The 25913-nt window shown below is 63.5% G+C and carries 18 protein-coding genes and 1 pseudogene; 5 read left to right on the top strand and 14 right to left on the bottom strand.

Translation table 11 applies throughout. The annotated features are described in order from the left end of the window. The 7 genes and pseudogenes from AC0KUR_RS33810 to AC0KUR_RS33780 all read right to left on the bottom strand — a co-directional run. A partial coding sequence (locus AC0KUR_RS33810; protein WP_175904328.1) for a transposase occupies positions 1-93 on the bottom strand: 93 nt, incomplete at its 3' end. 116 nt (positions 94-209) lie between these two features. Further along, on the bottom strand, positions 210-1970 hold the full coding sequence (locus tag AC0KUR_RS33805; RefSeq protein ID WP_473377061.1) for a ShlB/FhaC/HecB family hemolysin secretion/activation protein: 1761 nt from the start codon (positions 1968-1970) through the stop codon (positions 210-212). Between the two features lie 69 nt (positions 1971-2039). Beyond that, the gene (locus AC0KUR_RS33800; RefSeq protein WP_473377060.1) at positions 2040-2363 is read right to left on the bottom strand and encodes a DUF6572 domain-containing protein; all 324 of its coding nucleotides are present in this window, start codon (positions 2361-2363) and stop codon (positions 2040-2042) included. Further along, positions 2341-8349: pseudogene (locus tag AC0KUR_RS33795) on the bottom strand (hemagglutinin repeat-containing protein); the annotation flags it as partial. The gene AC0KUR_RS33800 and the pseudogene AC0KUR_RS33795, both read right to left, overlap by 23 nt. Positions 8350-8757: 408 nt before the next feature. After that, positions 8758-11415: a two-partner secretion domain-containing protein gene (locus AC0KUR_RS33790; protein ID WP_473377059.1), complete on the bottom strand. Its 2658-nt coding sequence runs from the start codon at positions 11413-11415 to the stop codon at positions 8758-8760. Between the two features lie 317 nt (positions 11416-11732). Next, a complete protein-coding gene (locus tag AC0KUR_RS33785; RefSeq protein ID WP_154233711.1) occupies positions 11733-11906 on the bottom strand; it encodes a hypothetical protein in 174 nt (57 codons plus the stop codon). Positions 11907-12222: 316 nt separating this feature from the next. Beyond that, a complete protein-coding gene (locus AC0KUR_RS33780; RefSeq protein ID WP_034186793.1) occupies positions 12223-13815 on the bottom strand; it encodes an ABC-F family ATPase in 1593 nt (530 codons plus the stop codon). Positions 13816-13985: 170 nt separating this feature from the next. Between AC0KUR_RS33780 and AC0KUR_RS33775 the strand changes: the two genes are divergently transcribed. Continuing rightward, the gene (locus AC0KUR_RS33775; protein ID WP_034186792.1) at positions 13986-14438 is read left to right on the top strand and encodes a lipocalin-like domain-containing protein; all 453 of its coding nucleotides are present in this window, start codon (positions 13986-13988) and stop codon (positions 14436-14438) included. A gap of 6 nt (positions 14439-14444) precedes the next feature. On the opposite strand, the gene AC0KUR_RS33770 is transcribed toward AC0KUR_RS33775, so the two are convergent. Next, positions 14445-16742, bottom strand: a complete 2298-nt coding sequence (locus AC0KUR_RS33770; protein ID WP_059557617.1) for an AsmA family protein — start codon at positions 16740-16742, stop codon at positions 14445-14447. Positions 16743-16894: 152 nt separating this feature from the next. On the opposite strand from AC0KUR_RS33770, the gene AC0KUR_RS33765 reads away from it, so the two are divergent. Both AC0KUR_RS33765 and AC0KUR_RS33760 read left to right on the top strand, forming a co-directional pair. Then, the gene (locus AC0KUR_RS33765; protein WP_059557616.1) at positions 16895-17596 is read left to right on the top strand and encodes an ABC transporter ATP-binding protein; all 702 of its coding nucleotides are present in this window, start codon (positions 16895-16897) and stop codon (positions 17594-17596) included. After that, entirely contained in the window at positions 17593-18396 is an 804-nt protein-coding gene (locus AC0KUR_RS33760) for an ABC transporter permease (RefSeq protein ID WP_034186789.1), read from the top strand. Before AC0KUR_RS33765 ends, AC0KUR_RS33760 begins: the two co-directional genes overlap by 4 nt. A 40-nt stretch (positions 18397-18436) precedes the next feature. Here the strand turns inward: AC0KUR_RS33760 and AC0KUR_RS33755 are convergent, their stop codons facing one another. The 3 genes from AC0KUR_RS33755 to AC0KUR_RS33745 all read right to left on the bottom strand — a co-directional run bounded on the left by AC0KUR_RS33755 (position 18437) and on the right by AC0KUR_RS33745 (position 20855). Beyond that, on the bottom strand, positions 18437-18910 hold the full coding sequence (locus AC0KUR_RS33755; protein WP_069706229.1) for a PliI family lysozyme inhibitor of I-type lysozyme: 474 nt from the start codon (positions 18908-18910) through the stop codon (positions 18437-18439). A gap of 217 nt (positions 18911-19127) precedes the next feature. Further along, complete coding sequence (locus tag AC0KUR_RS33750; protein WP_034187004.1) at positions 19128-19679, bottom strand: DUF6013 family protein; 552 nt, start codon at positions 19677-19679, stop codon at positions 19128-19130. A 159-nt stretch (positions 19680-19838) separates the two neighbouring features. Further along, the gene (locus AC0KUR_RS33745; protein WP_473377058.1) at positions 19839-20855 is read right to left on the bottom strand and encodes a zinc-binding alcohol dehydrogenase family protein; all 1017 of its coding nucleotides are present in this window, start codon (positions 20853-20855) and stop codon (positions 19839-19841) included. A 124-nt stretch (positions 20856-20979) separates the two neighbouring features. Here AC0KUR_RS33745 and AC0KUR_RS33740 point away from each other — a divergent pair, with 124 nt between their 5' ends. Together AC0KUR_RS33740 and serB are read left to right on the top strand one after the other, a co-directional pair. Beyond that, positions 20980-21921, top strand: a complete 942-nt coding sequence (locus AC0KUR_RS33740) for a LysR family transcriptional regulator (RefSeq protein WP_034186786.1) — start codon at positions 20980-20982, stop codon at positions 21919-21921. A gap of 203 nt (positions 21922-22124) precedes the next feature. Continuing rightward, complete coding sequence (gene serB / locus AC0KUR_RS33735) at positions 22125-22970, top strand: phosphoserine phosphatase SerB (protein ID WP_034186785.1); 846 nt, start codon at positions 22125-22127, stop codon at positions 22968-22970. Positions 22971-23056: 86 nt separating this feature from the next. On the opposite strand, the gene AC0KUR_RS33730 is transcribed toward serB, so the two are convergent. The 3 genes from AC0KUR_RS33730 to AC0KUR_RS33720 all read right to left on the bottom strand — a co-directional run bounded on the left by AC0KUR_RS33730 (position 23057) and on the right by AC0KUR_RS33720 (position 25911). Then, entirely contained in the window at positions 23057-24238 is a 1182-nt protein-coding gene (locus AC0KUR_RS33730) for a cystathionine beta-lyase (protein WP_059557614.1), read from the bottom strand. Positions 24239-24351: 113 nt separating this feature from the next. After that, positions 24352-24894 (bottom strand): hypothetical protein, encoded by a 543-nt coding sequence (locus AC0KUR_RS33725; RefSeq protein ID WP_473377057.1) that lies wholly within the window; start codon positions 24892-24894, stop codon positions 24352-24354. A 90-nt stretch (positions 24895-24984) separates the two neighbouring features. Beyond that, positions 24985-25911, bottom strand: a complete 927-nt coding sequence (locus AC0KUR_RS33720; RefSeq protein ID WP_069706227.1) for a sugar kinase — start codon at positions 25909-25911, stop codon at positions 24985-24987. Between the last annotated feature and the right edge of the window lie 2 nt (positions 25912-25913).

Genomic DNA, 25913 nt, shown 5'->3' with positions numbered 1-25913 from the left:
GAGTTTGCGGCAGATCTCCTCGACCTTCGTACCCAGCTCGGCTTGCTTCAGGGCAAATGCGATCTGCTCTTCCGTAAACTTGCTCGTCTTCATGGCATGGCCTTCGTGTCCGCGTGGACACATCATGCCGAATTTCTCTACTTTTGCACCGGACTATTTCTTGGGTCAGGGTCAGTCTGTGCCATCGTGTCCGTCCTTGTATCGATGCTCTAGAATTGCGCCGTCACCTGAAATCCGACCGTCACACGTGCTGTCGGAAATCCGGATGGCTTGTAGACCGGCGTACCGGCGAACAGGTCATAGCCGTAGCCACCGAAGCGCGTCGCGACGCTGCCCTTGATGCCGATTACTGCACCGGCCAACTGCGTACCGACCAACGCCACCGGCTGAGGTCCCCACACACGACCGTAATCCAGTCCTGCATAGATCGCCTGTCCGGTCTGTCCGATCGGCATCTGCAGTTCGTTGCGCCAGTAGAGCCCGCGCGCTGCCGCCAACATGGTTTCACCGTCGAAGCCACGCACCGTGTAGCGGCTGCCGATGGTCAGGTCATCGATGTAGTACAGCGAGTTCCCGGTATATTGGCCGTGGATGCTCGTCACGTATCGGAACGGCTGCTTCGCGATCGCGAAAGGCACCGACAGGTTCGCATCGAGTACCGCCATCTTGAAATGGTAAGTCGGACCACCACCGGCAGCAAGAATGTCGTCCTGCGCACCCAAGCCCCCGACGCCCTGTCGGTACGCAAGCGTACCGTCGAACTGCGCCCCGTCGAAGTAGTGACGATCGGTCAGGCCGAATTCAACGAACGTGTTGTTGCGACGCTGCTGCGGGATTTCCGTATCTTCGATGAAGCTCTGGCCGAAGCGACGGGACAAGCGGACATAGCCGCCGAACACGTCGTTCTGACTGCGGGCAAGCACTCGGGCAAGCTTGAAATCGATCGTCTTTGAATTGCCGCTTGCAATAAATGTTTGATTCACGCCAGCGATCTGCTGGTAGTACGTGTTCGTGTATGCCGATAACGTCGCGGTCCAGTAACCCCACGGAATCGAATAGAAACCATTCCAGCCGTGCGAACCAAGGCGCTTGTCGCCAAGTTCGAGGTCTTGGCTCACGCCGACGTTGAAGATGTCGTTCAGGCCGAGCGGATTATCGATGCCGATCGACAGGATGCCCTGTAGCTTGCCCGTTGCGCGCGTGCCCGAATTGTCGATCGATGCGACGACGGTCCACGGCTTGCCACGCTTCACGTCCAACACAACATCGCTTTCGCCGGGCTGGTCAGCGGGGACAATCTGCATCGATACGTCCTGACTGGTGACGCGCTTCATTTGCTCCAGACCTTGCTCAAGGTCGCGCAGGTTCAACAGTTCGCCGTCGCGCGTCGGAAACGCAGTTTTCCATGTGCCGCGCTGTTTTTCATCAGCGAAACGCACGTGTCGGATCACGCCGGGAATCAGCGAAACTTTCAACGTACCCGACGACAAATCTTGCTCGGGCAAAAGCACGCGCGTCGTGATGTAACCACGCGCCAAGATTTCCCGCGACAACGCCTTGACGATCATATCGACGCCTTGCTTACCGACACACTGGCCGGCGTAGTGGCCGAGCCAATCGCGCGCAAAGGCAAAGCGATCCATCGGCAGTGCGGAAGCGCCGGCCGACTTTGCGGCATCGGGCAACGAATCCGGCACGTCGAGCGCGAACCGGTCGATCCGGAAGCACGGCTGTTCGCTCGGCAGCGGTGGATACATTTCGGCGCGCGGCACGTCTGAACGCACAGAAGGGGCGCGCAACGCCGCGTCGCGCTGTTGCGCGTCGCGTTGCTGCTGTGCTTGCCGATCCCGTTCAGCATTGGCGCGCGCGGCAGCTGCTTCGTCTGCGGGCGTAAATGACTGTTGTGCGTGGGCGGCGAATGAAATTGCCACAGCAATCGATAAAGACGTGAATCGCGAGATTTTTTTCATTACAAGTTATTAGTGCGCGTCGGAATTGAATGGCGCGCCCTCAAACCCATTGGTGCGCCATTCCAAAACCTATACAACCCTTCTACGCATCGTCACGTTTAATTTTAGCGCAAGAGTTGTAACATTTTCAAAAAAATCAATTGCATAATCGGGCACCTCAAATCTCTCAACTACATCAATAATAAGATGGCGCGACTTGGAATCCGGGTACGCCTCAAAAATTTGACCGGACTCGATAAACTGAAAATAGCAATTCAATTTATTTCGCAGCGCATTGAGATGGGATTCTGGATCACTCCAATCCCATGAATCAATAATGCTCAATACGATTGCACCCGTATCAGATTCAAGTCCGATAGCATCAACAACGTCACTTTTTTCCAGAGCCATCATCCGGCTTCCTATAAAGATCAACTTGAGTCGGCGGAATTACCGTACCACCAACATACGGAGGCTTCCCTTTTCCAACAACTACGCCGCCATACTGCTCCAATTCTGGATAAACCACAGTTTGATTGGGCGTCAATCGAGCGGTTGGTGACCCCTTCGCTTCCGACAGTTTGGTTCCATCTGTGGTCAAATCCTGCCCTACTGCATCTACTCGCGTTTTTAAGCCGGAGGGGCCATTAGATTTAATTGTAATTTGCTGTTGAATATTGGTTTGCGTTTGCGGCAATACATTTGTCACCACGTCCTTTTCCCAAGCATCACCGGCCGCCTTATTTGCTTTAATGTTGCTCCCAATCTTTCCGCTACCCAACGCACCAGTTATGGCTGTAACCGGTATCGTAACCTGTCCATCCTCAAGGCGCTTCGTCAGGTCAACTTGACCCATCATCGCGCGTTCTTTGTCCAGCTCCTTCTGAAACGCCTCTTTTTCCCGCTCTTCTTCCTGTTCGCGGGGATTGTTGCCATGGTTGTACAGATTGACGGCCGATGCCGTAGCCGCGCCTGCGCTGCCGCCTACAAGCATACCTCCGACGCCTGACAACACGTTCCCGGCGATATTCCCGAGCAACGACGAACCCGATGCATCACCGACAGCGCTCGAAATCTTGTTCGTTTGACCTGCAAGGTAACTCGACAACCCGGCACCCGCAGCGCCGCCGAATGCCCCGATTGCGGCGCTGCTGCCACCCAAGCCGCCGATCAGCGCGCCGCCACCCATTTGCAGCAGGGCGCGATTCGCGCCGCCTTCCTTCCACGAATCGAAGTTATCCAGCGCGGTCGACAGCGCATCAAGGTCGCCACTCGCCAGCGCCGCGCGAGCATCCGAGAGCGCCTGACTACGCTTCATATCCGCGTAAGCGCCGACACCTTGCGCGACGACCTGACCGGCAGCCTGCGCCGCGTTCATCGTGTCGGCCTGACTATCCAGCAAATGCCGTACGTCAGGCGTCTTCGATACCGTCCCGTTCAGATTCGACGTATCGCGATTCAGGTTAGCCAGGTCCTGCGTCTGACCTGCCGTGTTCGTGATGTTAATCGTCCCTGCGCTGACACCGCTACGGGTGGTCGCGTTCTCGCTTCCGCTATCCGATTGCGAAATCATCGGCGTTACGCCGCCCGAACCGCTGACCGCTCCCGGACCGATTGCTTTACCAGTAACGCCGACGCCTGCACCCGCGCTGAATCCGCTGCTATCCGCGTTGTAGGTCGAATGGTTCGCGATGTCACTGGTGGTCAGCGTGCCCGTTGTCAACATGTTCTTTGACGCGTCGGCCGTGCTAGCGATCACTGCGCCCGTCAGGTCGGTATTGCCCTTGACGTTCACATTGAACCCGCCCTCGCCGGCTTGAATCCCGGCCTGTTCAGCGACGCCTGCATAATTGCCGGTCGCGCTTCCGTGCGACGAACTGAAACTCGCGCTACCGCCCATCGTGCTGACGCTGATGCCACCGCCCGCGCTGCTTTGATACGCGCTGCTGACGGTCGTATCCTGCACGCTTCGAATGTTCAGGTTGCCGCCTACGTCGGCCGTCACGGCGCGACCCGATACGTCCGAAGCGACGATGTTCGTATCTCCGCCGCTGATCATGGTGACGCTGTTCGCACCGGTCACGTGCGTATTGTTCTGCATCACGGCGTCGCTGTTGCCGTCGCCGTGCGCGCGCGACATGGCGGCCGACACCCCGATGCCGTTCGTGCCGATCGACACGCCGATGCTTGCGCTTGACGACGAATTCGAACTGCGCGTCGAATCAGTGTTCGTCGTGTTCTGCAGGTCGATCTGATTCTTCGCGGCCAGCAACACATCGTTGCCCGACACGTTCGAACCCGCCACGGTGATATTGCCGCTGCCCGGCGTGCCGTTGCCGGTCGCAATCAGCGACGTGGTGCCGCCAGCCGACAGGCTCGATCCGCGCTGCGTCGTCTGGTTTTCCGACGTATCGAGTCGGCTATGACTCGAACCGACGCTGACTTGAACGCCAATGCTAGGCGTGCCGCCGCCCGCCAGCGCGCCGCCGGTCAAGCCCGCTACGCCCATTGCTGCATCACCAGCCGCCGCAATCGCATGCAGTGCCGTCGCACGGCTGTCGCCAGCGCCGCTCTTTGCCGCCTGCGCCTGCTGATACGCGCCATTGATCGCGTCGCCGATGCTACCCGACAGGCCGAGCGTGACGCCGCTGCTGCTGGTCGTCTCACTATGGGTCTTGTTGCTGGTATCCGTTGCGGAATCGATCACGACGTTCGCGGCGCTGCCCGTCAGGTTCTTTCCGGCAATCAGGTCGCCGCCCGTCACATGCAGGGTATCGCCGGCCTTGACGGTCAGGTTGCCGTTGAGCGAACCAATCGTGCTCGCGTTGTTCATGACGGACGAAGCGTGATCCGTATCGGTCTTTTTCTGCGTGCCGATACTCACGCTCAGGCCACTTGTGCCGATACCGGAATGCGTTTCGTGATAGTAGCTGTCCTGCGAAACCGTATCCTTGGATGTTGTGATATTGACGTTGTTCGTCGCCCCAAGATTCACATCGTTCGTGCCAACGACCGTGCTGCCTTGAACCGTCAGGTCGTGGCCCGATTGGATGTTGACGGTATTGCCCGACACCGTACTGCCGACGCCAACGTTCGCATGCGTGTCCGTCATGCCATCGGTTTTCGTGCTGCTGACGAAGCTGCCGCGTTGAACCTGCACCGACTGGTACTTGTCGTGTTCCTCGCGAGCCTCGTTGATCGTTACGTTACCCGTTGCTGCAATGTTCGCTGCACCAGTCGCGTTCTCGACACCGTTCGTCATACCAGCGGTAACGGACGACCCCGTAAGCGTCACGTTACCTTTCGACGTATCGGTACTCGCTGCGGCCAGATTTACGTTACGGGCCGCCGTGAATTGCGTACCGACTGTGTGCTCGTCGTAATTGTGATCGACTTCCTTGCGCGTCTTGCTGTCTGCCGCGACGTTATCGAGCTTCGCGGTATCCGTGACCGTCGTTGCCGTCAGGTTGCCGCCCGCAAGCACCGACAAATCCTTACCGGCGGTTACCGTCACGCCTTTGAGCGTCGTATCGTTGCCGCTTTGCATCCCCACGCTGCCGCCTGCGGTGATGCCGCTCGTCACGTTCTTCGTCGTGGATTCTTCCCAATGATGCTGATCGTTCAGATACATCGATTGGTTCGTCGTAGACTGAACCGTATCGACGTTGATATCGCGGCCCGCCGTGACCAGCGCATCGCCGCCGGCCGACAGATTTGCACCGTGAAGCGTCAGGTCGCGACCAGCCTGCACGGAAAGGTCGCCCGTTGCCGCGATCGTGCCTTGCTGGCCGATCAAGCTTGTATTGGCCTTGCTTGCGCCCGATGTACCGGTCGCGCCCACGGCATCAACCAGCGTCGTGTTGACGATATCCCGGCCAGCGCTGACTGCAACCCGGTTGCCAGTGATCATCCCCGACGAGTTCACCACGTCGTTGCTGGCCGATACGACCGTCGTGCCGTTCGCGCTGCTGCTCGAAATCGTGCCGCCGCGATTCAGGATATCGGTCGCGGTGAGAACCGTCTTTGTGCCGCCCTTGATGACGCCCGTGTTGGTCGTGCTGCCCGTCGTGTGAATCTCAACGTCGTCCGCCGCAATCAGGGCACCGGTCGGTTGCAGATCGTTCGCATGCGTTTGCGCCATGTAGACGACCGGAGCCAACACGTGCGTCGTGCTGCCGTCGGGCAGCGTCACGGTCTGATCAACGAGCCAAACGATATCGCTCGTCAGCGCGTCCATTTGCGCGGCCGTCAGTGCCATACCGGGCACCAATCCGAATGACTTCGCGTAGTTCGCACCGTTCGTCATCAGCGCACGATACTCATCTTCGGCGCTCGCGTAACCCGGCAAGAAAGTGCGCCCCGTCAGTTGCGTAATCTGATTGCGCACCATCTGCTGCTCATACATCCCGTCGCCCAAGCGCTTTTCGATGCTCGCCGGGTTCAGGTTCAACTGGCCGAGCATGTAGTCGCTCGAAATGAAATTCGTATAGCTCGTCAACCGCGGATCGGTGACGATCAGATACGGCTGGCCAGGTGCGTCGTGAATCGAATAAAGACCGCTCGTCGGTAACGTGATCGGCAATGCGCCGGACGCATTCGCCACCGATTGCTGCGCACCAACAGGCGTCGATGCCCCGCCTGCGGCACCGACCGGCGTCAACTTTCCACCGGACACGCCCTCATTGGCCGAATTATTTCCAAGCGTGCCGCCAGTTGCGCCCGTCGAAGAATTCTGCGCCGCGACGTTCTGGTTGTTGACATCCTTCGCGTCGATGATCACCGACTGGTTGGCGACAATCGTGCCCCCCGTGCCGCCGATGGCAACGGGTGTATAGACCTTCGAAGGCTGAACGATCGTTCCGCGATCCCGCGTCGTATCCTCGTTCCACGCGTACATCGATACGATACTGTCGGTCTGATACTGATACAGCGTCCGCCCGACGTTGTTCACGACCGTGCCACCGTAGCTGCCTGAACCTGCACTGCCGGACACATCCGAGTCGCCTATTTTGATCGACCCGCCCGCCGCAATTGAGCTGTATTCGTTGTTGATCGTCCCGACGTTCTTCATCACGATGTTGTTGCCAGCCACGAGTTGCGCCTGTTGCGCCTGGCTCGTTACCTTGTCCTGCTGGACCGTGGTTGTCGTGTCGCGCCAGATTTCGACACGCTGATAGCCGTTGTGCCCATCGCTGCGCGTCGTGTATTCCGTATCCGGAACGTAGTTGACGTGTGGATCGTATGCATCCCAATAGTTGACCGTAACCGTACCGTCCGCGTTGGTCGTCAGCGTGTTGTAATAAATCGTCTGCTGCTTGCCGTTCACGTTCACGACCAATACCTTGTCAGTCGCGTTTGGTCCGGACGTTTCCGATACAACCTGCGAAGGACTATAGGTTGAAGTGAGCGGCGTCTTGTAACCGTTGACCCACATCGCCTGCGAACACCCGCCGTTCGGGTCTGCATTCATCGTCGCGCACACGATGTACTTCTGACGTTTGGTTTCGTGCTTGCTCGTCGTGCTCGTGGTTTCAGTGGTCACTACGGGAGCCGGACGTGTGTTCGTGAACGTACCAGCCGCGAGTTCGACGCTGCCTTGCGCTTCGATCGTGGACTGATCGTTCAAGACATTTTGCGTACGGTTCGCGAGAAACCCGTTCGCGTCGCGCTGACCGTCCGCAGCGATATTGATATCGCCCGCGCTGAAGATATTCGCGCCGCCCGTGTTCGACAACTGGTTGGACGCGAACAAATTCACCCGTTCGGCTGCCGCAATCACGGCCGCCGCACCGGTATTGTTGATCGTGTTCGCAGTGGTGCTGACTTCGCGGCCGATGATCGTCGCGGTGTTGTTCAGCGTCGCGCTGTTGGTCGCAACCGTATCGCCTTCGATGCGACCTGCGTTATCGATCGCGCCGCCGTTCGCGTTGACCGTCGTCTTACTGGAATTCAGATCGGCGCCTGCTTGGTTCTCCACGTTCGCAGCGTTCACGGTCAGCGCGCCGTTGGCATCCAGCACGCCTTGGTTCGTCAGTTTTCCCGACGTGGAAAACGTGAGGTCCCCATTTGCGTGCAACTTGCTCGCCGTGGTCTGCGTGTAATCGCTACCGAGTGCCACCGCACCGTTTCGGCCCGCCACAATCGAACCATCACCGCTCAACGTGCTCGCGGTTAGCGTCAGATCCTGATCGCTGCCGATCACGCCATTCTGGTTGGTAAGCGTGCCGGTCTGAATTGACACACTGCCGCCGGTGCCAGTGTCGTTGCCGATTTTGCCGAACGCGTTGTCGATAGACGCAGTGTTGAGCGACAGCGCGCCATTTGCATGAATCGATCCAGCCTGATTCGACAGTGCTGCGTTTACCGCGCTCAACTTGAGGTTGTTCGCGGCTGACAGCACGCCACTCGCATTCCTTACGTCGTTTGCAATATTCAGCGTCAAATCTCGCCCGGACAGCGTCTGACCACCTTGTGCATTCGTGAGCGTTTGCGCGGTCAGCGTAACATCGCCGTTTCCGCCAATCGTGCCTGCCCCCGCTTTTCCGGAGGCGTTCGTGTTTGTGATCGACGTACCGCCATCGATCGTTGTCGCTCCGCTACCGATATTGACGATGCGCCCGTCGCTGTTGTCGACGCTGCTCCCCGACAGTGCGAACGCCGCATTCGTACCGTTCGCTTCGATTTGCCCTGCGCTGTTGTTGATCGCGCCTTGTGCTCGCAGCGACAGATTCCCATTCGCCTGGACAAGACCGGCAGCATTCGTGATCGCGCTGTTCGACTGTACTGAAAGCGCCTGTCCCGCGAGCAGCTAGCCGCTGGAATTATCGATGCTGCCCGCTGATACCGAAACGTCTCCGTTGCCGCCGATGGTGCCGCCCGCCGTATTCGTCAGTGCGTTTACTGTCATGACTGACAGCGCGCCTGCACCCACGTTTTTAAGTGAGCCTCCATCATTCGCGAGACTGTCGGCCGTCACTGAAACGCCGTTGTTAGCTTCGAGCGTGCCAGTACGGTTATCGACACCGCCTTGAGCTTTCAGCGTCATGCTGTCCGCACCGACATAGCCGCCCGCACGGTTATCGAACGACTGCACGTCAAGCGCCGCGTGACGCTGCGCGGCCAGCGTACCTGCGCTATTCGATACGGCTGAGGCTTTCAGGCTCAATGCCCCGTTGGTCGCGATCGTGCCGCCTTGATTCGACAATGCACCGGTGAAAATCGACAGCGCACCGCTCCCGGCATGAGCAATTTTTCCGTGATCGTTGATCAGTGTCGCGGGCGTGAGGTTCAGGTCCGTGCTGTTGGTCTGAATCACGCCGTTGCTTGAGTTATCGAGCATGTTCGAGACGGCAACATTCATTGTGCCCGTCCCGGTTTGTGTAATCGTGCCGCCATGGTTCGACAAATTCGTCGCCACGAGCGACAACTGTGCCGCCTGTACCGAACCCGCATCATTATTCAGCGACGCGGCATCCACTGTCGCGGATTGTCCGGCGGTGATACTGCCCGAACCATTCGTCAACCGCGCACCTGCATCGATCACCGCGTTTTGCGCAGCTGACAACGCACCACTACCATTGTCGAGTGATTGCGTGCCGACGTTCAAATTCGTTTGTGCACTGACCGTGCCGTGGTTCACGACGCTGCCCGATTGAATCGCCACACTGCCGTTACCGCCAATCACACCGCCTTGTGCGCCAAGTGCGGTCGTACCGGCGTCATTCGTCAGTTGCCCCGTCGTCGTAATGGACAAACCATCCGAATTCAGCGACGTAACGCGACCCGCACTGTTGTCCAACGAGCTTCCCGAAATGTTCATTCCGGCCGCGCTCTGGATCGTACCTTGGTTGTTTGCGATCGCACCGCCGCGCACCTGTACCGAATTTTCCGAAACCAGCGTACCGCCCTGATTCGCGATCGCACCGTTCGATTGCACGTTCAACGAACCTTGCGCCGATATCTTGCCGCTTTGATTTGAAATGCTGTCCGCGGTCAACGTTGCGTTGCCTTGGCTCGACAGCGCGCCTTGATCGTTGATCAACGCACCCGCTGCCTTCGCATTGAGTGCCCCCTGCGCACTCGTCGTCGCGTTCGCAAGGTTCAGGTCGCCCGCGTTCGCGTTCAGCGACACATTGCCGTTCGCGGCCGTCTGGCTGCCTGCGAGATTGACGCCGCTGCCGGAAATCGACGCGCTCCCGCCCGCGACGTTCTGCCCGGTCGCCGTCAGTTGTCCCGTGCTCGACAGATTCAGGTCGCCGCCTTTTCCGACTGAGCCATCGTTATTTACGCCCGCACCGAGCGTTCCGGTCGAGTTGATGCTACCTGCGTCGACCGTCGTATTTTGCTGCGCAGCGAGCGTCCCGCTGTTCGACAACACACCGGCTGCTGAAACGTTTGCGCTCTGTTGCGCATACGTCGTGCCGGTGTTTTGAATACTGCTCGCCGTTGCGGAAAGATTACCGCTTGCAGTCGTCTTGCCCGTTAGTACAAGCTGGCCGTTGGATTGCAGCGTCAGGTCGCCTGCTTGTGCCGCGATCGTCCCGGCGTTCGCGACACCGACACCAAACTCGTTCGATACGAGAAAGACCCTGTTCGCGTACATGCCGCCGAGTTGGCTCACGTCGATTGCGATCGCCGGTGCCGCACCATCGCCAGCGATCGGTGTCGCCGCGAGCGTGTCGTGGTTGACTTGGTTCGAACCTGCGACGACGTTCAGATTCTTGGCGTAAATCGCTGCGTTGGCCTGCACCGCGCGCGAAATCAAGTCAACCTGATCGACGTTCGATGCGTTCAGGCCAGCACCGCTCACGGAAATCAGGCCGCGCGATACGTTGAATCCACCGAGTGATCCGTCGGTGCCGTAGTAAGGCGTACCGGTGGTGAGGACGGCTCGCGACGTATTGATAAACCCGCCGCCGTCGACCTGAATACCCGCACTGTTTGACAAGATCACTTCGGCACGGTTGCCCGCCACCTCAACGTAACCTCTGAGTTGCGAAGGCGCATTGCTGTTGACCTGGTTGACGATGATCCGCGCGGACTGGCCGACACCGAAATTCGGGTTGCCATTGATCATCCCCGCCTGCTGCGTGTTCGCGATCGTCGGCGAGTTGTTCAGTATCGCGCCTGGTTTTTGAACATCGAACTGGTTGTACGTGTTCACCGAGACGCCTGCGCCAGACGGCGCGGCGATATTCACTTGCGGAATGCCGTTCTGCGTCTGGATCACGTGTGTGCTCGTGCCAGGAGTCGGCGCGATTTGCGCGAAGCTGAATAACGGCACACCGAACAACAATGCGGCCGCCATCGCAATCGGCTGCCATACGATTCGCAACCCCGGCAAGCCCGATGGTGCGCGCGCTCCTTGTGAATTCCCTACTGCGCGCGCCGAACTGCCATTTTCCTGAACGACCATCATCGCGCCCCGTGCGCGATTGAACACAACCCGATAGCGTTTCTTGTTCATTCTTCGTTGACGCAAACTGCGTCCCTGCTTGCGATCTTGTTTGAATTCAGCGCCGATAGGACCAAACGCAATTCGTCGTCTAGTCTTGAACGCGCTTGCAACGGATAGTCAGCGCGACAACGTCTCTCATGCTGTCACGATTGCGAGCCAGCGCTCGCAATTGGTCCCCTCTTATCCACTGCGCGATCCTAGCAGAAGCAACCACCGCTGAATGTCAGGAATGATTAATGCGATGCACGGGGGCATCGATTACATCCGCTCTAAAAACTTGGGTATTCTGTAAAAACACGCTCGATTTAATATTTTTAATAATTCTTTCAGATTGTCAATTCGAGGCAAGATCCGAATTTATTGGGATAGGCGAGATGTTGTTTTGGACGCCGTGCCGGCGCCCTTTTTCTGACGTCGATGGCGCCCACCCTCTTTTTCCTCATTTTTGCAGTGGCAACTAAAAGCGCGATGCCAGCACTGTCGATTTCGAGCGAAGGCATCGCTCTCCTACCCTCGTCACACTCATACGATTCGAATCATGAATATCCCAAATGCGCACTGTCCGAGCTGATTGGTGGGTTGAGTACAACAAGGTCGGCTTCTACGTACCGCAACAACGGCGAGTGCCTCGCCCAAAATGAAAAAGCCCATACAGGCATGCCGCCAGTACGGGCTTCAGGCTTTACAAGACTTCCCTGAGATGCTTTAGCGTTCGCTCGCCAAGAAGGGGCACCAGGAAGCCGGCCGTCCCAACGGGACAATTCCGCGGGACAAGCCGAGACGCATGAAAGGTGGTCTTGGGACAACCCGGCAGAATTACTCCTGCCCCTGACTCGTCAGGAATTCCTCGTAATTCCCGCCGAAGTCGAACAGCGTGCCGTCCGTACGCACTTCGATGATCCGGTTCGCCAGCCCGCTCACGAACTCGCGGTCGTGCGACACGAAGATCAGCGTGCCTTCGAACTGCTCGAGCGCGATCTGCAGCGACTCGATCGACTCCATGTCCATGTGGTTGGTCGGCTCGTCCATCAGCAGCACGTTGTGGCGGCCGAGCATCAGCTTGCCCCAGATCATGCGGCCCTTCTCGCCGCCCGACAGCACCTTCACCGACTTCTTGATGTCGTCCGACGAGAACAGCAGGCGGCCCAGCGTGCCGCGCACCATCGTTTCGTCGTCGCCGTCCTTGCGGTACTGGTCGATCCAGTCCATCAGCGTGATGTCGTTCGGGAATTCCTCGTACGTGTCCTGCGGCATGTAGCCGACATTCGCGTTCTCGGACCACTTCACCGTGCCGTGATCGAGTTCGAGCGCGCCGAGCAGCGAGCGCAGCAGCGTCGTCTTGCCCGCGCCGTTCTCGCCGATGATCGCGATGCGTTCGCCCGGCTGCACCGACAGGTTGAAGTTCTGGAAGATCGTGCGCTCGTACTTCTTCGTGATGTCTTCCGCGACCACCGCGACGTTGTGCAGCTTCTTCTCGAACTCGAAGCGGATGAACGGGTTCTGGCGCGACGACGGCTTGAATTCCTCGATCTTGATCTTGTCGATCTGCTTCGCACGGCTCGTTGCCTGGCGGGCCTTCGACTTGTTCGCCGAGAAGCGGCGCACGAAGTCCTGCAGTTCGGCCACGCGCTCCTTCGCACGTGCGTTCGCGGCGGCCTGGCGCTCGCGCGCCTGTGCCGATGCGAGCATGTAGTCGTCGTAATTACCCGGCCAGACCTTCAGCGTGCCGAAGTCCATGTCGGCCATGTGCGTGCACACCGAGTTCAGGAAGTGACGATCGTGCGAGATGATGATCATCGTCGAGTTGTACTCGTTGAGCGTGTGCTCGAGCCAACGGATCGAGTTGATGTCGAGGTTGTTGGTCGGTTCGTCGAGCAGCAGCACGTCCGGCTTCGAGAACAGCGCCTGCGCGAGCAGCACGCGCAGCTTCCAGCCCGGCGCGACGTCGGCCATCGTGCCGTTGTGGAATTTCTCCTCGATGCCGATGCCCAGCAGCAGCGCGCCCGCGCGCGCCTCGGCGTCGTAACCGCCGTATTCGGCGAACTTGCCTTCGAGTTCGGCCGCGTGCATGTAGTCGTCGTCGGTGGCTTCCGGGTTCGCGTAGATCGCGTCACGCTCGGTCATGGCGGCCCACATTTCGGTGTGGCCCATCATCACGACGTCGAGCACGCGCACGTCTTCGTACGCGAACTGGTCCTGGCGCAGCTTGCCCAGGCGGACGTTCGGCTCCAGCGCGACGTTGCCGGCGCTCGGCTCGAGGTCGCCACCGAGGATCTTCATGAACGTCGACTTGCCACAGCCGTTCGCGCCGATCAGACCATAGCGGTTGCCCTCGCCGAATTTGACCGAGATATTCTCGAACAGGGGCTTTGGCCCGAATTGCATCGTGATGTTGGCAGTAGAAAGCACGGCAGGTCCCGTTAAGAGAGAAATCGACGGAAAACCGTGTATTTTAGCAGGAGTCGGAGAAACTGCCGACCATACTGCCCGGGCAGCGCATTCGAGGCCATCTGGCCCTCCGCCCGGCGGCCCGCCAACACGGCGGCACGCGCCCCAACGCCGCCCGACCGGAATCCAGCATGCTTGCCAGCCAGCTTCGCGAACAACTCGTCGGCGCATGGCGCCTCGTGTCCTACGAAGTCCGCCCGCGCGACGGTAGCGCGACCGCCTATCCGCTCGGCCGCGACGCGCGCGGATGGATTCTCTATACGCCGGACGGCTACATGTCCGCCCAGCTGATGGCTACCGGCCGGCCGCCCTACGCGAACGGCGACCTGCACCACGGCACCGACGCCGAGTACGCGGCCGCCGCCCGCGGCTACATCGCCTATTCCGGCCCCTTTCAAGTGACCGACGACGGCACGCTGACCCATGAAATGGACGTCAGCCTGTTCCCGAACTGGCTCGGCAACGTCCAGCAGCGCGCCGTCATGCTCGACGGCGACCGCCTTCAGCTCGGCACCGCCGCGCCGGTGCGGATCGACGGCCGCGAAGTGGACGCCGTGCTGCTGTGGGTGCGCGCGGGCCGTTGACGCGCGTCACTTGCCGGCCTTCGCGGCCGCCTTCTGCGCGGCCTTCGCCTTCATCTGCCCGAACAGCTCGGAGCACGGCACGTCGCGGTTGTTGCTCGGCGCGATCAGCGGGATCAGCGCCGCGAACGGGTTGATCAGCCCGAGCCCGACCATCGCGCCGGCGCGCAGCGCGAGCGCGGTCGCATCGACGCCGACCTTCGGGTCCTTGAACGTCCCCTTCGCATACAGCGGCGAGCGCAGCGAGAAGATCCGGAACCCCTTCGTATGCGGGTGGATCTTCAGGTCGAGCGATTCGTCGCGCAGGCTGATCGGGCCATCGACGTTGATCAGCGCATCGTCGGTATCGAGCGCGAACACTTTCGGGTCGAGCATGCCGTTGGTCGCGACGAAATCGATCGCCGCGCAGTTGATCTTCACGTCGTTGTTGCCGAACAGCTTCTCGTAGACGACGTTGGCCACGTTCAGCCCCGCCGCTTCCATCAGCAGGCGACTGATGCGGCCGTCCGTCACGAGCGCCTTCACTTCGCCGTTCGACGTCGCGGCGAGCGCCGCCGGCGAGTTGCCGGTCGCCGACAGCGACGCGTCGCCATTGATTTCGCCGAGCGCCGACTGCATGACCTTCTGCGTCGGGAACAGTTGCTTGAGCTTCAGGTGCCGCGCGGCCACCGTGAAACGGCCCTTCAGCGGCGTGCCGCTGCCGTCGAGATGCGCGGTCGTCGCGAGCGTGCCGCCCGCGACGCCGAACTGCAGCGGCTCGAGCGACAGCACGCCGTCCTGCATCAGGATGTGCGTATACAGGTTCGTGATCGGCAGGTTCGAACTCTTGACCAGCTTGCGGCCCGTGAACTTGACGTCCGCGTCGAGCGCCCGCCAGCGGTCGGTCCGGAACGTCTCGACCGGCAGCACGCGGCCCGGCGGCTGATGCGTCGTGTCGCCTCGCTTGGCCTTGCTCGCGGCCGTATCGGCACCGATCACCGGCGCGAGATCGGAGAACTGCAGCAGGTTCGACACGAGTTCGCCCGACAGCTTCGGTCGCGGCTCGCGCTGCGCATACGTGAGCGTGCCGCCGAGATCGCTGCCGCCGACGCGGCCGTTGAAGTTCTCGTAGCGGAACGTGCTCGCGTGCCGCTTGAAGTTGCCGATCAACCGCCCTTCGGTCGCGTAAGGCGGCGTATCGGGCAGCGTGATGCCGGTGAGCGGGTAAAGGTGCGACATCGACGTGCCCTGCAGCCACAGCCGCAGGTCGATCGCCGCGAGATGCATCGGATCGGTCAGCGTACCGACGATCGCGAGCCGCGTATCGCCGGCCTTCACGTCGGCCTGCAGCGGGAACGGCCGCGATGCGTCCTGGATCGCGAGCACGCCGCCGAGCTTGCCGGTCCCGTTGATCGGCACGTTCTTGTAGCGGCCGTCGACCTTCAGCCCGAACGCATAGGTCGGGCCGGACGGCTTCGCGGGCGCCGCGGCGCCGGATGCGCCGGATGCCACGGCAACCGTCGATGCGGAAGAAGCAGAAGAAGCGGACGAACCGGACGCCGCCGAAGCGACGGAAGCCGCAGCCGACGCGCCCGTCGCCGATGCCGCACTCGCCGCCTGCGCGCCGGAAGCGCTCGATGCGGCTTCCGCATTGGCCTTCGCGCTCAACTGCGCGGCGCCATGCTTGCCGACACGCTGCGCGGACGCCGCGCGCGACGTCTGCTCCTGCTCCTTGAGCACGTCGCCGAGCGGGATCGGCTGGCCGAGCGTATCGATCGCGACGGTCAGGTCGGCCTTCGTGATCGCATCGCGATACGTGACGGTGCCCTTCGCGAAGCCGAAGCTGTCGAGCCGCACCTTCCACGGCGACGGCTGCGACGATTGCTTGAACTGGAAGGTCCACGTGTTGCGGCCGTCGGCAAGCCGCTCGAGGTCGACAGCCGGATTCACGACGTCGATCGACGGAATGACGATTTCATGCGCGAGCAGCGGCAGGATCGCGAGATCGAAGTGCGCGGCATCGAGCGTGACGAACTTGGGCGACTTCGCCCAGTCGGGGTTGCCGATCTCGAGCTGCGTGGCCGAAAAGCTCGGCCAGGGCACCCATGCGCGCCAGCCGGTCTCGCCGTCGGGGCGACGCCAGCCGACCTTGAGATCGCCGTTGATCGCGAACGGGCGGCCGAGTGCGGCGCTCACCTGTTCGTTGACCCACGGTTTCGCGCGGTTCCAGTCGAACGTGAAGAGAAAGACGCCGGCCGCCGCGATGAGCACCGCGACGATACCGACGACCCATGCAGCCGATTTGCCGATGGCTCGGGTTAGCGTCATGGCGGTTCCGTTGTTGTTCTGAAGTGTTACCGCGCCATGCCGGACCGCTTGCGTGAACGAACGGCGCACGACACCCGCGGCTTTTCAATCGGTATTATGACGCACGCGATACCGCCTCTTCGGCGCCATTAACGCTTTTTTTCATTTGTGACATGACAGCCCCCACCGGTCTCATCGATGCGCGGCACATCGCGCGGCGCGACGCCAGCAGCGGCAAGACGCTGCTGGCGCCGACCGATTTCAGCCTCGCCGCGGGATCGCGAATTGCTATCACGGGACCGTCCGGCTCCGGCAAGAGCGTGCTGCTGCGCGCGCTCGCGCTGCTCGATCCGCTCGACGGCGGGCAGATCCTGTGGCGCGGCCGCCGGATCCGGCGCGGCGCGATTCCGCGCTACCGGCGCAGCGTCGCGTACGTGCGCCAGCGCCCCGCGCAAATGGACGGCACCGTCGAATCGCAATTGCGCTATCCGTATTCGCTCGCGATCTATCGCGACGTCGCATTCGATCGCGCACGTGCCGAAGCGCTCGCCGCGCAGGCCGGCCGCGGCCCGGACTTTCTCGACAAGCGCGCGAGCGACCTGTCCGGCGGCGAAGCGCAGATCGCCGCGCTGCTGCGCGTGCTGCAGCTCGACCCCGACGTGCTGCTGCTCGACGAGCCGACGTCCGCACTCGATCCCGACTCGGCGCGCGCGATCGAGGCGCTGGTCGGCGCGTGGTTCGACGCGGCACCCGACACGCGCGCCTACATGTGGATCTCGCACGATCCGGCCCAGGCCGCCCGGATCGGCACGATGCGGCTCGTGATGCAGGCAGGCGTCATGCATGTCGCGAACCCGACGGAGGCGGCGCAATGAGCCCGGCCCTGCAGGACCTGAGCCTCGTCGACGTCGGCATCGCCGCCGCGCTCGTCGCCGTCAACGGCGCGATTTCGGCGGCCTTGTCGCTCGGCCTCGGCCGCAAGCTCGCGCTCGCGGCGGTGCGCACCGTCGTGCAGCTGCTCGCGATCGGCTACGTGCTCGGCTGGGTGTTCGGCCATCCGCACTGGTACGTCGTGCTGCCGCTCACCGCGCTGATGACGCTGATCGCCGGTTTCGCCGGCGCCGGCCGCGGCAAGCGCACATATCGCGGCCAGCGCATCGACAGCATTGCGTCGATCTGGTTCAGCAGCTGGTTCGTCGCGGCGGTCGGGTTGTTCGTCGTGATCCGCATTCATCCATGGTATGCGCCGCAATACGCGATTCCGATCCTGGGGATGATTCTCGGCAATACGCTCACGGGCGTGTCGCTCGGCGTCGAGCGGATGATGGAAGAACTCACCGCGCGGCGCGATCGGGTCGAGACCGCACTCGCGCTCGGCGCGACGCGCTGGGAAGCCGCGCAGGATGCCGCGCGCCAGGCCGTACGCGCGGGCATGCTGCCGACGCTGAACCAGATGGCCGTCGTCGGCGTCGTCAGCCTGCCGGGGATGATGACGGGCCAGGTGCTGGCCGGCCAGTCGCCGCTGCAGGCCGTGCGCTACCAGATCGTGATCATGTTCCTGATCGCCGCCGCGTCCGCGCTCGGCACCGTCGGCGCGGTACTGATGACCTATCGCCGGCTGTTCTCGGCCGATCACCGCTTTCTCGCGTCGCGGCTCGAAGAGCGCGCGCCCTGACCGGCCCGGGTACCGCGCGATGCGTTCGCGCGCCGGACGGTCAGCGCGCGACGCGGCGCTTGCCGATCGCCTGCCGCAACGCGGCCGCGACGTCCGCCTCGGGTGCGAGCCCGTCGACCGACGCAACGAGCCGCACCGCGCGCGGCGTCGTCACATAAGCCTGCGCGCCGACATAACCGCCGCTGCCGGCCGAACGCGTCGTCACGACGAGCGCCTGCGGCGCGCGTGCGCCGAGGTCGGCCGTGAACGCATCGGTGACCGTACCGTCGCGCGCATGCAGCGTGCCCGTCACGTAATCGTCGGTATCGAAGCCCGGGGCGGCGTGCGCGGTCGAGTACACGCGTACCGCGTAGCTGCCGGTCGAGCACGGTTCGAGTGCGCCGCTCGACACGACGGCTACCTGCTGCCGCGACGGCAGCCCGACCTTCTTCACGAAACTGCAGTCGTCGGCCGCGTGCGCATGCACGGCGACGAACGCAATGGCAGACAGCAGCACGCGCATTCGAGGTTTCATCGGAATCGTTACGGGGAGGAAAGGAAGCGGGTGAACGTCACGCGACAGCTGCATGACGTCACGCACGGCCGCCGCACGGCAGCGGCACCGTCCCACGAAGAAGATGACGGGAAAACATCGCGACGCCTGCACGCAGCGCTCATGCGCCGCCCCGCCCACGCCACCCGTCGAATCCGTGGCGCGCGCACCGGGCGAAACGCCGGCCCGCGCGCGCCGTTCAGCGCTTGATCGACACCGTCACCTTGGTGCCGTCGCTCATCGTCACGGATTTCGATCCGCCGTTGGTCGGAATCGACACCCACTTCACCTGGCTGACCGACACGACGTCCGGGCATTGCAGCGACTTGCCGCCGGCCGTCACGCTGCGCGTGCCCTTCGGCGCGGCCGCCTGGAAGCTCAGCTGCACGTTGGCGACGCCCTTCGCGTCGACCGACGGCGCGAGCCGTACCTGGGTCTGGCGCACCATCGCGCCGTTCGCGTCGCGCGGCAGGGTGTCGGCGTTCGGGCAGCCGTCCGGCATCGCGACCGCGCCGCTCGGCGGCACCGACTTCCAGTTGAAATCGTCCGTCTCGCCCGAGCGGATCTTGCGCGTCTCCTGCGTATTGCCGAAGGTCTTCGAATCGACCTTGACGGTGTATTCGAGCTGTCCGGTACCGCCGCCCTTCAGGCTGCCCTTGACCGGCGGCGCCGCGAATACGCTCGCGCTGACGCACGCCGCCGCGAACACGACCGACCACGATGCGGCGACTGACAAGCTGCGTTGGCTCATGCTGACCTCCTTGTAATGCGGCGGCACGCGCGTGCCGCGCGGTTTTCGATGCATGATGCGCTGCCAGTCTACCGCCAAGCTCGATGCAATGCGCCGCAAACGCATCGGGTGTTACCCCGCTTGCGTTCGCGGCGCCGCAACCTTATGCGCGCGACGGAATCAGAAACCGCTCAGCACGAGCTTGCCGATCGCGCGGCCGCCCTCGAGCAACTGGTGCGCGCGCCGCACGTTCGCCGCGTTGATCGTGCCGAGCTGTTCGCCGAGCGTCGTGCGCAGCGTGCCGCCGTCGACGAGCCGCGCGACTTCGCCGAGGATCCGGTGCTGCTCGATCATGTCCGGCGTCTCGAACATCGCGCGCGTGAACATGAACTCCCAGTGAAACGCGGCGCTCTTCGCCTTCAGCAGTTCGACCGGCACCGGCTTGTCGTTCTCGACGATCGTGCAAATGCCGCCCTGCGGCCGGATGACTTCCGCGGCGGCAGGGAAATGACGATCCGTGTCGTTGAAGATCAGCACGTAGTCGACGTTCGGATGGCCGGCCTCGCGCAACTGCGCCGGCAGGTCGCCGAAATGGTCGACCACCGCGTCGGCGCCGAGCGCGCGCACCCAGTCGGCCGACGCCGGCCGCGACGCGGTCGCGATCACGTGCAGCTTGCCGAGCGTCTTCGCGAGCTGGATCGCGATCGACCCCACGCCGCCCGCGCCGCCGATGATCAGCACCGACTTGCCGGCGTCCGCGCCCTGCGGCGACACGCGCAGCCGGTCGAACAGCGCTTCCCACGCGGTCAACGCGGTCAGCGGCAGCGCGGCCGACGCGGCGCAGTCGAGCGTGCGCGGCTTCAGCGCGGCGATCCGTTCGTCGACCGTATGGAATTCGCTGTTCGCGCCGGGCCGCGTGATGCTGCCCGCGTAGAACACCTCGTCGCCGGGGCGAAACAGCGTGACGTCGGCGCCGACCGCGACGACCGTGCCGGCCGCATCCCAGCCGAGCACGCGCGGCGTCTCCTCGACCTGCGGCTTCGGCGCGCGCACCTTGGTGTCCACCGGGTTCACGGAAATCGCCTCGACCTTCACGAGCAGGTCACGCGGGCCCGGCACGGGCTGCGGCAGTTCCACGTCAAGCAAGGCTTGCGGGTCGTCGATCGGCAGATAGCGGGTCAGTCCAACGGCTTTCATCTCGATACTCCTTTCATGGAATCCGGGCGGGCCGCGGCGCGGCCCCATGAACATCATCGTAGGCAACCCGATCCTTCGAGAAAACCGCTATATTTCCTGAAACATTTTCAGGAATTTCAGAATAATGGCGTCCGATCCGATTCCGGCACCCGACAAGCCGCTCGACCTGCTCGACGTCGCGCTGTTCGTGCGCGCGGCGCTGCTCGCGAACGTCACGGCGGCCGGCCGCGAGTTCGGCGTGTCGGCCGCCGTTGCCAGCGCGCGCATCGCGCAGCTCGAACGCCAGCTCGGCGCACGGTTGCTGCACCGCACCACGCGCCGCATCAGCCTCACGCAGGACGGCGAAATCTTCATGGCGCGCGCCGACGCGCTGCTGTCGGCCGCCGACGCCGCGCGCGCCTCGGTCGGCCATGGCCGCAGCGAGCCGTACGGGCGGCTGAAGGTGTCGATGTCGTCGTCGTTCGGCCGCCAGCACGTCGCGCCGGTGATTCCCGCGTTCCTGCGCCGCTATCCGTCGGTATCGCTCGACCTGCGGCTGTCCGACGAGATCGTCGATCTCGTCGACGACGGCTACGACGTCGCGATCCGCCTCGGCGCGCTGAAGGACTCGACGCTCGTCGCGCGCAAGCTCGCTACCAACCGCCGCGTGCTGTGCTGCTCGCCCGCGTATCTCGCCGAGCGCGGCACGCCGCGCCATCCGGCCGACCTGACGCAGCACGAATGCGTGATCCTCGGCGACCAGCGCGACTGGTCGTTCGCGACACCGCAAGGCCCGCTGACCGTGCGGGTCGCCGGCCGGCTCGTCGCGAGCAACGGCGAGGCGATCCGCGAAGCGCTCGTCGACGGCTTCGGAATCGCGATCAAGTCGACCTGGGACGTCGGCCCGCTGCTCGCGAGCGGCACGCTCGTCACGGTGCTCGACGACTATCCGTTCGCGGACGAGGTGGCGATCTGGGCCGTCTATCCGAGCCGCGCGCACGTGCCGTTGAAAACGCTCGCGTTTATCGCGTTCCTCGCCGAGCATTTCGGCGATCCGCCGTACTGGGATCGAGCGGACGGGCGATAGGCATCGATGTCCGCGCGCGTGCCGCGGCGTTGCCGCTTCGATTCCGGCCCCCGGAACCGAAACGGCCGCGTCCGCCCCGCCCCCGCCAACCGGCTACAATGGCGCGTTCGCCACGCAAGGGCCCGACGCCGGACGGGGCCCGCATCGGCAGGCGGCCGCCCGTTGGCCGCACACGCATTTCATTTGCTTTCCAACCACTCGTCATGACCCACAATCTCGTCATCCAGAGTCTTGCGCCGCTGTCGGACACCCATCACAAACCGCTGCTCGCGCTGTCGCGCGGCACCCGCATCGTGCAGACCGACGATCACGCGCTGCGCATCGAAAACGCGAACCCGGCGCAACGCCTCGACATCGACGCGTATTGCGGCACGCACGCGCTCGATTTCGGGTTCGTCGAGGCCGGCCGCACGCTCGGCGACTTCGGGCTCGCCGTGATGGACATGGACTCGACGCTGATCACGATCGAATGCATCGACGAGATCGCCGATTTCTGCGGGCTGAAGACGCAGGTCGCCGAGATCACCGAAGCGTCGATGCGCGGCGAGATCCGCGACTTCAACGAAAGCCTCACGCGCCGCGTCGCGCTGCTGGCCGGGCTCGACGCGCGGGCGCTCGAACGCGTGTACGAGGAACGGCTGCAACTGTCGCCGGGCGCCGAGACGATGCTGGCCGGCGTGAAGGCCGCCGGCATGAAGACGCTGCTCGTGTCGGGCGGCTTCACGTTCTTCACCGAGCGGCTGAAGGCACGTCTCGGCCTCGACTACGCGTACGCGAACACGCTCGAGATCGTCGACGGCAAGCTGACCGGCAAGGTGCTCGGCGAGATCGTCAACGCCGACGTGAAGGCGCGCCTGCTGCGCGACACGTGCGCGTCGCTCGGCCTCGAGCCGAGCCGCGCGATCGCGATGGGCGACGGGTCGAACGACCTGAAGATGATGGCCGAAGCGGGGCTCTCGGTCGCGTTTCACGCGAAGCCGGTCGTGCGCGACGCGGCGACGGTCGCGTTCGACCATGTCGGCCTCGACGGGCTGCTGCGGCTGTTCTGATCGCGCCGCACCCCCCATGAAAAACGCCGGCGCGATCGTGCATCGCGCCGGCGTTTCGTTTTTCCGCGGGTCGTCGCGACCGGCGATCAGCCGAGTACGTCCTGCAGCGCGCGCTCGATGTCCGCGCGCAAGTCGGCTTCGTCCTCCAGACCGACGTAGAAACGCACCAGCGTGCCGCGATGCGGCCAGTCCGGGCGCATCGACGCGACGTCGTAAGGCATCGCGAGGCTGCATGCGCCGCCCCAGCTCCAGCCGATCGCGAACAGGTCGAGCGACTCGACGAAGCGATCGATCTGCTCCGCGCTATAGCGTTCGTCGAACACCACCGAGAACAGCCCGCCCGCGCCCGTGAAATCGCGCACGAACGACGCGTGCCCCGGGCAGTCGGCGATCTGCGGATGCAGCACCGCCGTGATCTCCGGCCGCGCCTTCAGCCATTGCGCGAGCGCGAGCGCGCTCTTGCTGTGCGCATCGAAGCGCACCTGCATGCTCGGCAGGCTGCGCAGCACGAGCGAACAATCGTCGACCGACACGCCGATCCCGCAGCGCATCCGCGCGAGCTTCAGTTGCGCGTGCAACGCCGCGTCCGCGGTGATCGTCGCGCCCATCAGCACATCGCTGCCGCCCGACTGGTACTTGGTCAGCGCCTGCACCGAAATGTCGACGCCGTGCTCGAACGGCTTGAACGCGAGCCCGGCCGAGAAGGTGTTGTCGATCGCGGTGACGATGCCGCGCGCCTTCGCGGCCGCGGTGATCGCCTGCACGTCGGGCACTTCCATCGTTACCGAGCCCGGTGCCTCGATCCAGATCAGCCGCGTGTTCGGCTGGATCAGGTCGGCGATGCCGGCGCCGATCAGCGGATCGTAGAAGCGCGCGGTGATGCCGAAATCCTTCGCGAGCCAGTTGCCGAAATCGGCGTTCGGGCCGTATACGTTGTGCGGAATCAGCACGTCGTCGCCCGCTTTCACGATCCCGAAGTAGACGTTCATGATCGCCGCGAGCCCCGACGGCTGCAGCAGCGCATGCGCGCCACCCTCGATCTCGGCGAGCCGCTGCGCGAGCGCGAGCGACGTCGGCGTGGCATGCAGCCCGTAGCGCCACTGGTTGTCGTTGTGCCAGACGAGCGCGCGCATCGTCGCGAGATCGGGGAACACGACCGTCGACGCGCGCGCGACCGGCGGCACGAACGACCGGAAGCCTTCCGGAATGACGTCGTCGGGTTGAACGATGCGGGTTTGCAGCGCGCGCTTGGGGGTGGATGCAGTCATGTCGGGAAGCCGGGCACGAGGCCGTTCGGTTGCGGAATATGCCGCTAGATTAGCCAAAATCGGCGCGCTTGGCCCGGTACAATGCGCGCCGCGCCCGCCGAGCCAGCGCGCGCTCAGTCGTCGGTGCGCAGGTTCACGACGCCGCCCACCGTCTCGATTTCCCGCACGCGGCCGTCGCGCACCTGCAGCGCCGCGCGCTTGCCCGGTGCGAGATGCAGCACGACCGGCTGCGGGTCCGACTCGTCCGAGTTCATCCGGTCGGCCTTCAGGTCGCCCGTCGCGTCGAAGCGGCCGATCCACACGCCGGTGATGTTCGTGCCGTCGTTCGACTCCTCGATCTCGAGTGTGTCGCCGTCGCGATCGCCCGCCAGCAGCACGACCTCGCCGGTATCGGCGAACTGGTACTCGCCGTGCACGCCCTCCTCGTCCGTCTTCGGGCCGAGATGCACGACGATCGGCCGGTCGCCGAGCGTGCCTTCGTAGCGCGGCAGGCGGGCAAACTCGGGATTCGGCTTCAGCGGCCGCGCCGGTGCCGGTTCATCCTGCTGCACGCCCGGCGCGACGGCCTGCGCCGCGACCACGCGCGGCATCGCGAGGCTCGCGGCCAGCGCGCCTGCGACGACGAGCGCCCGTTGCCATTCCGAATATCGACCCACCTTGTGTTGCTCCTTGCTTCAGATTCGCTCGAAAATCGCGGCGACGCGCCGCCCGTCGTGCGGAACCACGGCCGGCGCGCGTATTTCGCGTCAGCCCTGCATCAGGCGCGCGACCGCGTCGCGGTGCGGAATCGGCGCGACCGCGCCGTAGCCCGTCGTCGACAGCGCCGCCGCCGCGTTCGCGTAACGTGCGGCCGCGAACGGATCGTCGCCCGCGACGATCCGCGCGACGAAGGCGCCGCCGAAACAATCGCCCGCGCCCGTCGCATCGACGGCCTCGACGGTGAAGCCCGGCACGACGCGCCGCTCGCTCGGCGTCGCGACATACGCGCCTTCCTTGCCGAGTTTCAGCGCGACGACCTGCGGCCCGTGTTCGAGCATCGCATCGACGATCGCATCGCGATCGTTCGCGCCCGTCAGTGCGGTGACGTCGTCCCAGCTCGGCAGGCAGATGTCCGTCTGGCGCAGCGCCTCGCGCATCACCGCGCGGGCCCGCGGCAGCGGCCACAGCTTCAGGCGCAGGTTCGTGTCGAAGCTGACCTTCGCGCCGTGGCGGCGCGCATGGTCGATCGCCGCGAACGCCGCGTCGCACGCGGCCGTGCTGATCGCTAGGCTGATGCCCGACAGGTGCACGGCCTTCGCGGCCGCGAGCGCGTCGAGCGGCAGGTCGGCCGCCGCATAGCGGCTCGCCGCGGAACCCGCGCGCAGATAGTCGAACTGGTGACCGTCCGCGCCATGCGTGACGAAATACACGCCGGTCGGTGCCGTGCGGTCGATCCGCACGTACGTCGTGTCGACCTGTTCCGCCTGCCACATGCCGGCCAGCAGCCGGCCGAACGGATCGTCGCCGATCGCCGACACGAAGCCCGTCGACGCGCCCTGGCGCGCCGCCGCGATGCAGAAGTTCGACGTGTCGCCGCCGAAGCCCTGCAGGAATTCGGGACGGCCCGGCTGCGACTGGTTGAATTCGATCATCGCCTCACCGAGCGCGAGGATCTCCGGAAAGGCGGCGGCCATCG

It is taken from the genome of Burkholderia sp. YHN3-13, assembly GCF_055810675.1.
This window is presented reverse-complemented; position numbering and strand designations above follow the sequence as displayed.

What these genes read in the sequence shown, in the direction of transcription:
- AC0KUR_RS33805 (WP_473377061.1), bottom strand. Translation starts at nt 1,970, where the DNA reads ATGAAAAAAATCTCGCGATTCACGTCTTTATCGATTGCTGTGGCAATT.
- AC0KUR_RS33800 (WP_473377060.1), bottom strand. Translation starts at nt 2,363, where the DNA reads ATGATGGCTCTGGAAAAAAGTGACGTTGTTGATGCTATCGGACTTGAA.
- AC0KUR_RS33790 (WP_473377059.1), bottom strand. Translation starts at nt 11,415, where the DNA reads ATGAACAAGAAACGCTATCGGGTTGTGTTCAATCGCGCACGGGGCGCG.
- AC0KUR_RS33785 (WP_154233711.1), bottom strand. Translation starts at nt 11,906, where the DNA reads ATGCCTTCGCTCGAAATCGACAGTGCTGGCATCGCGCTTTTAGTTGCC.
- AC0KUR_RS33775 (WP_034186792.1), top strand. Translation starts at nt 13,986, where the DNA reads ATGCTTGCCAGCCAGCTTCGCGAACAACTCGTCGGCGCATGGCGCCTC.
- AC0KUR_RS33770 (WP_059557617.1), bottom strand. Translation starts at nt 16,742, where the DNA reads ATGACGCTAACCCGAGCCATCGGCAAATCGGCTGCATGGGTCGTCGGT.
- AC0KUR_RS33765 (WP_059557616.1), top strand. Translation starts at nt 16,895, where the DNA reads ATGACAGCCCCCACCGGTCTCATCGATGCGCGGCACATCGCGCGGCGC.
- AC0KUR_RS33760 (WP_034186789.1), top strand. Translation starts at nt 17,593, where the DNA reads ATGAGCCCGGCCCTGCAGGACCTGAGCCTCGTCGACGTCGGCATCGCC.
- AC0KUR_RS33755 (WP_069706229.1), bottom strand. Translation starts at nt 18,910, where the DNA reads ATGAAACCTCGAATGCGCGTGCTGCTGTCTGCCATTGCGTTCGTCGCC.
- AC0KUR_RS33750 (WP_034187004.1), bottom strand. Translation starts at nt 19,679, where the DNA reads ATGAGCCAACGCAGCTTGTCAGTCGCCGCATCGTGGTCGGTCGTGTTC.
- AC0KUR_RS33745 (WP_473377058.1), bottom strand. Translation starts at nt 20,855, where the DNA reads ATGAAAGCCGTTGGACTGACCCGCTATCTGCCGATCGACGACCCGCAA.
- AC0KUR_RS33740 (WP_034186786.1), top strand. Translation starts at nt 20,980, where the DNA reads ATGGCGTCCGATCCGATTCCGGCACCCGACAAGCCGCTCGACCTGCTC.
- serB (WP_034186785.1), top strand. Translation starts at nt 22,125, where the DNA reads ATGACCCACAATCTCGTCATCCAGAGTCTTGCGCCGCTGTCGGACACC.
- AC0KUR_RS33730 (WP_059557614.1), bottom strand. Translation starts at nt 24,238, where the DNA reads ATGACTGCATCCACCCCCAAGCGCGCGCTGCAAACCCGCATCGTTCAA.
- AC0KUR_RS33720 (WP_069706227.1), bottom strand. Translation starts at nt 25,911, where the DNA reads ATGGCCGCCGCCTTTCCGGAGATCCTCGCGCTCGGTGAGGCGATGATC.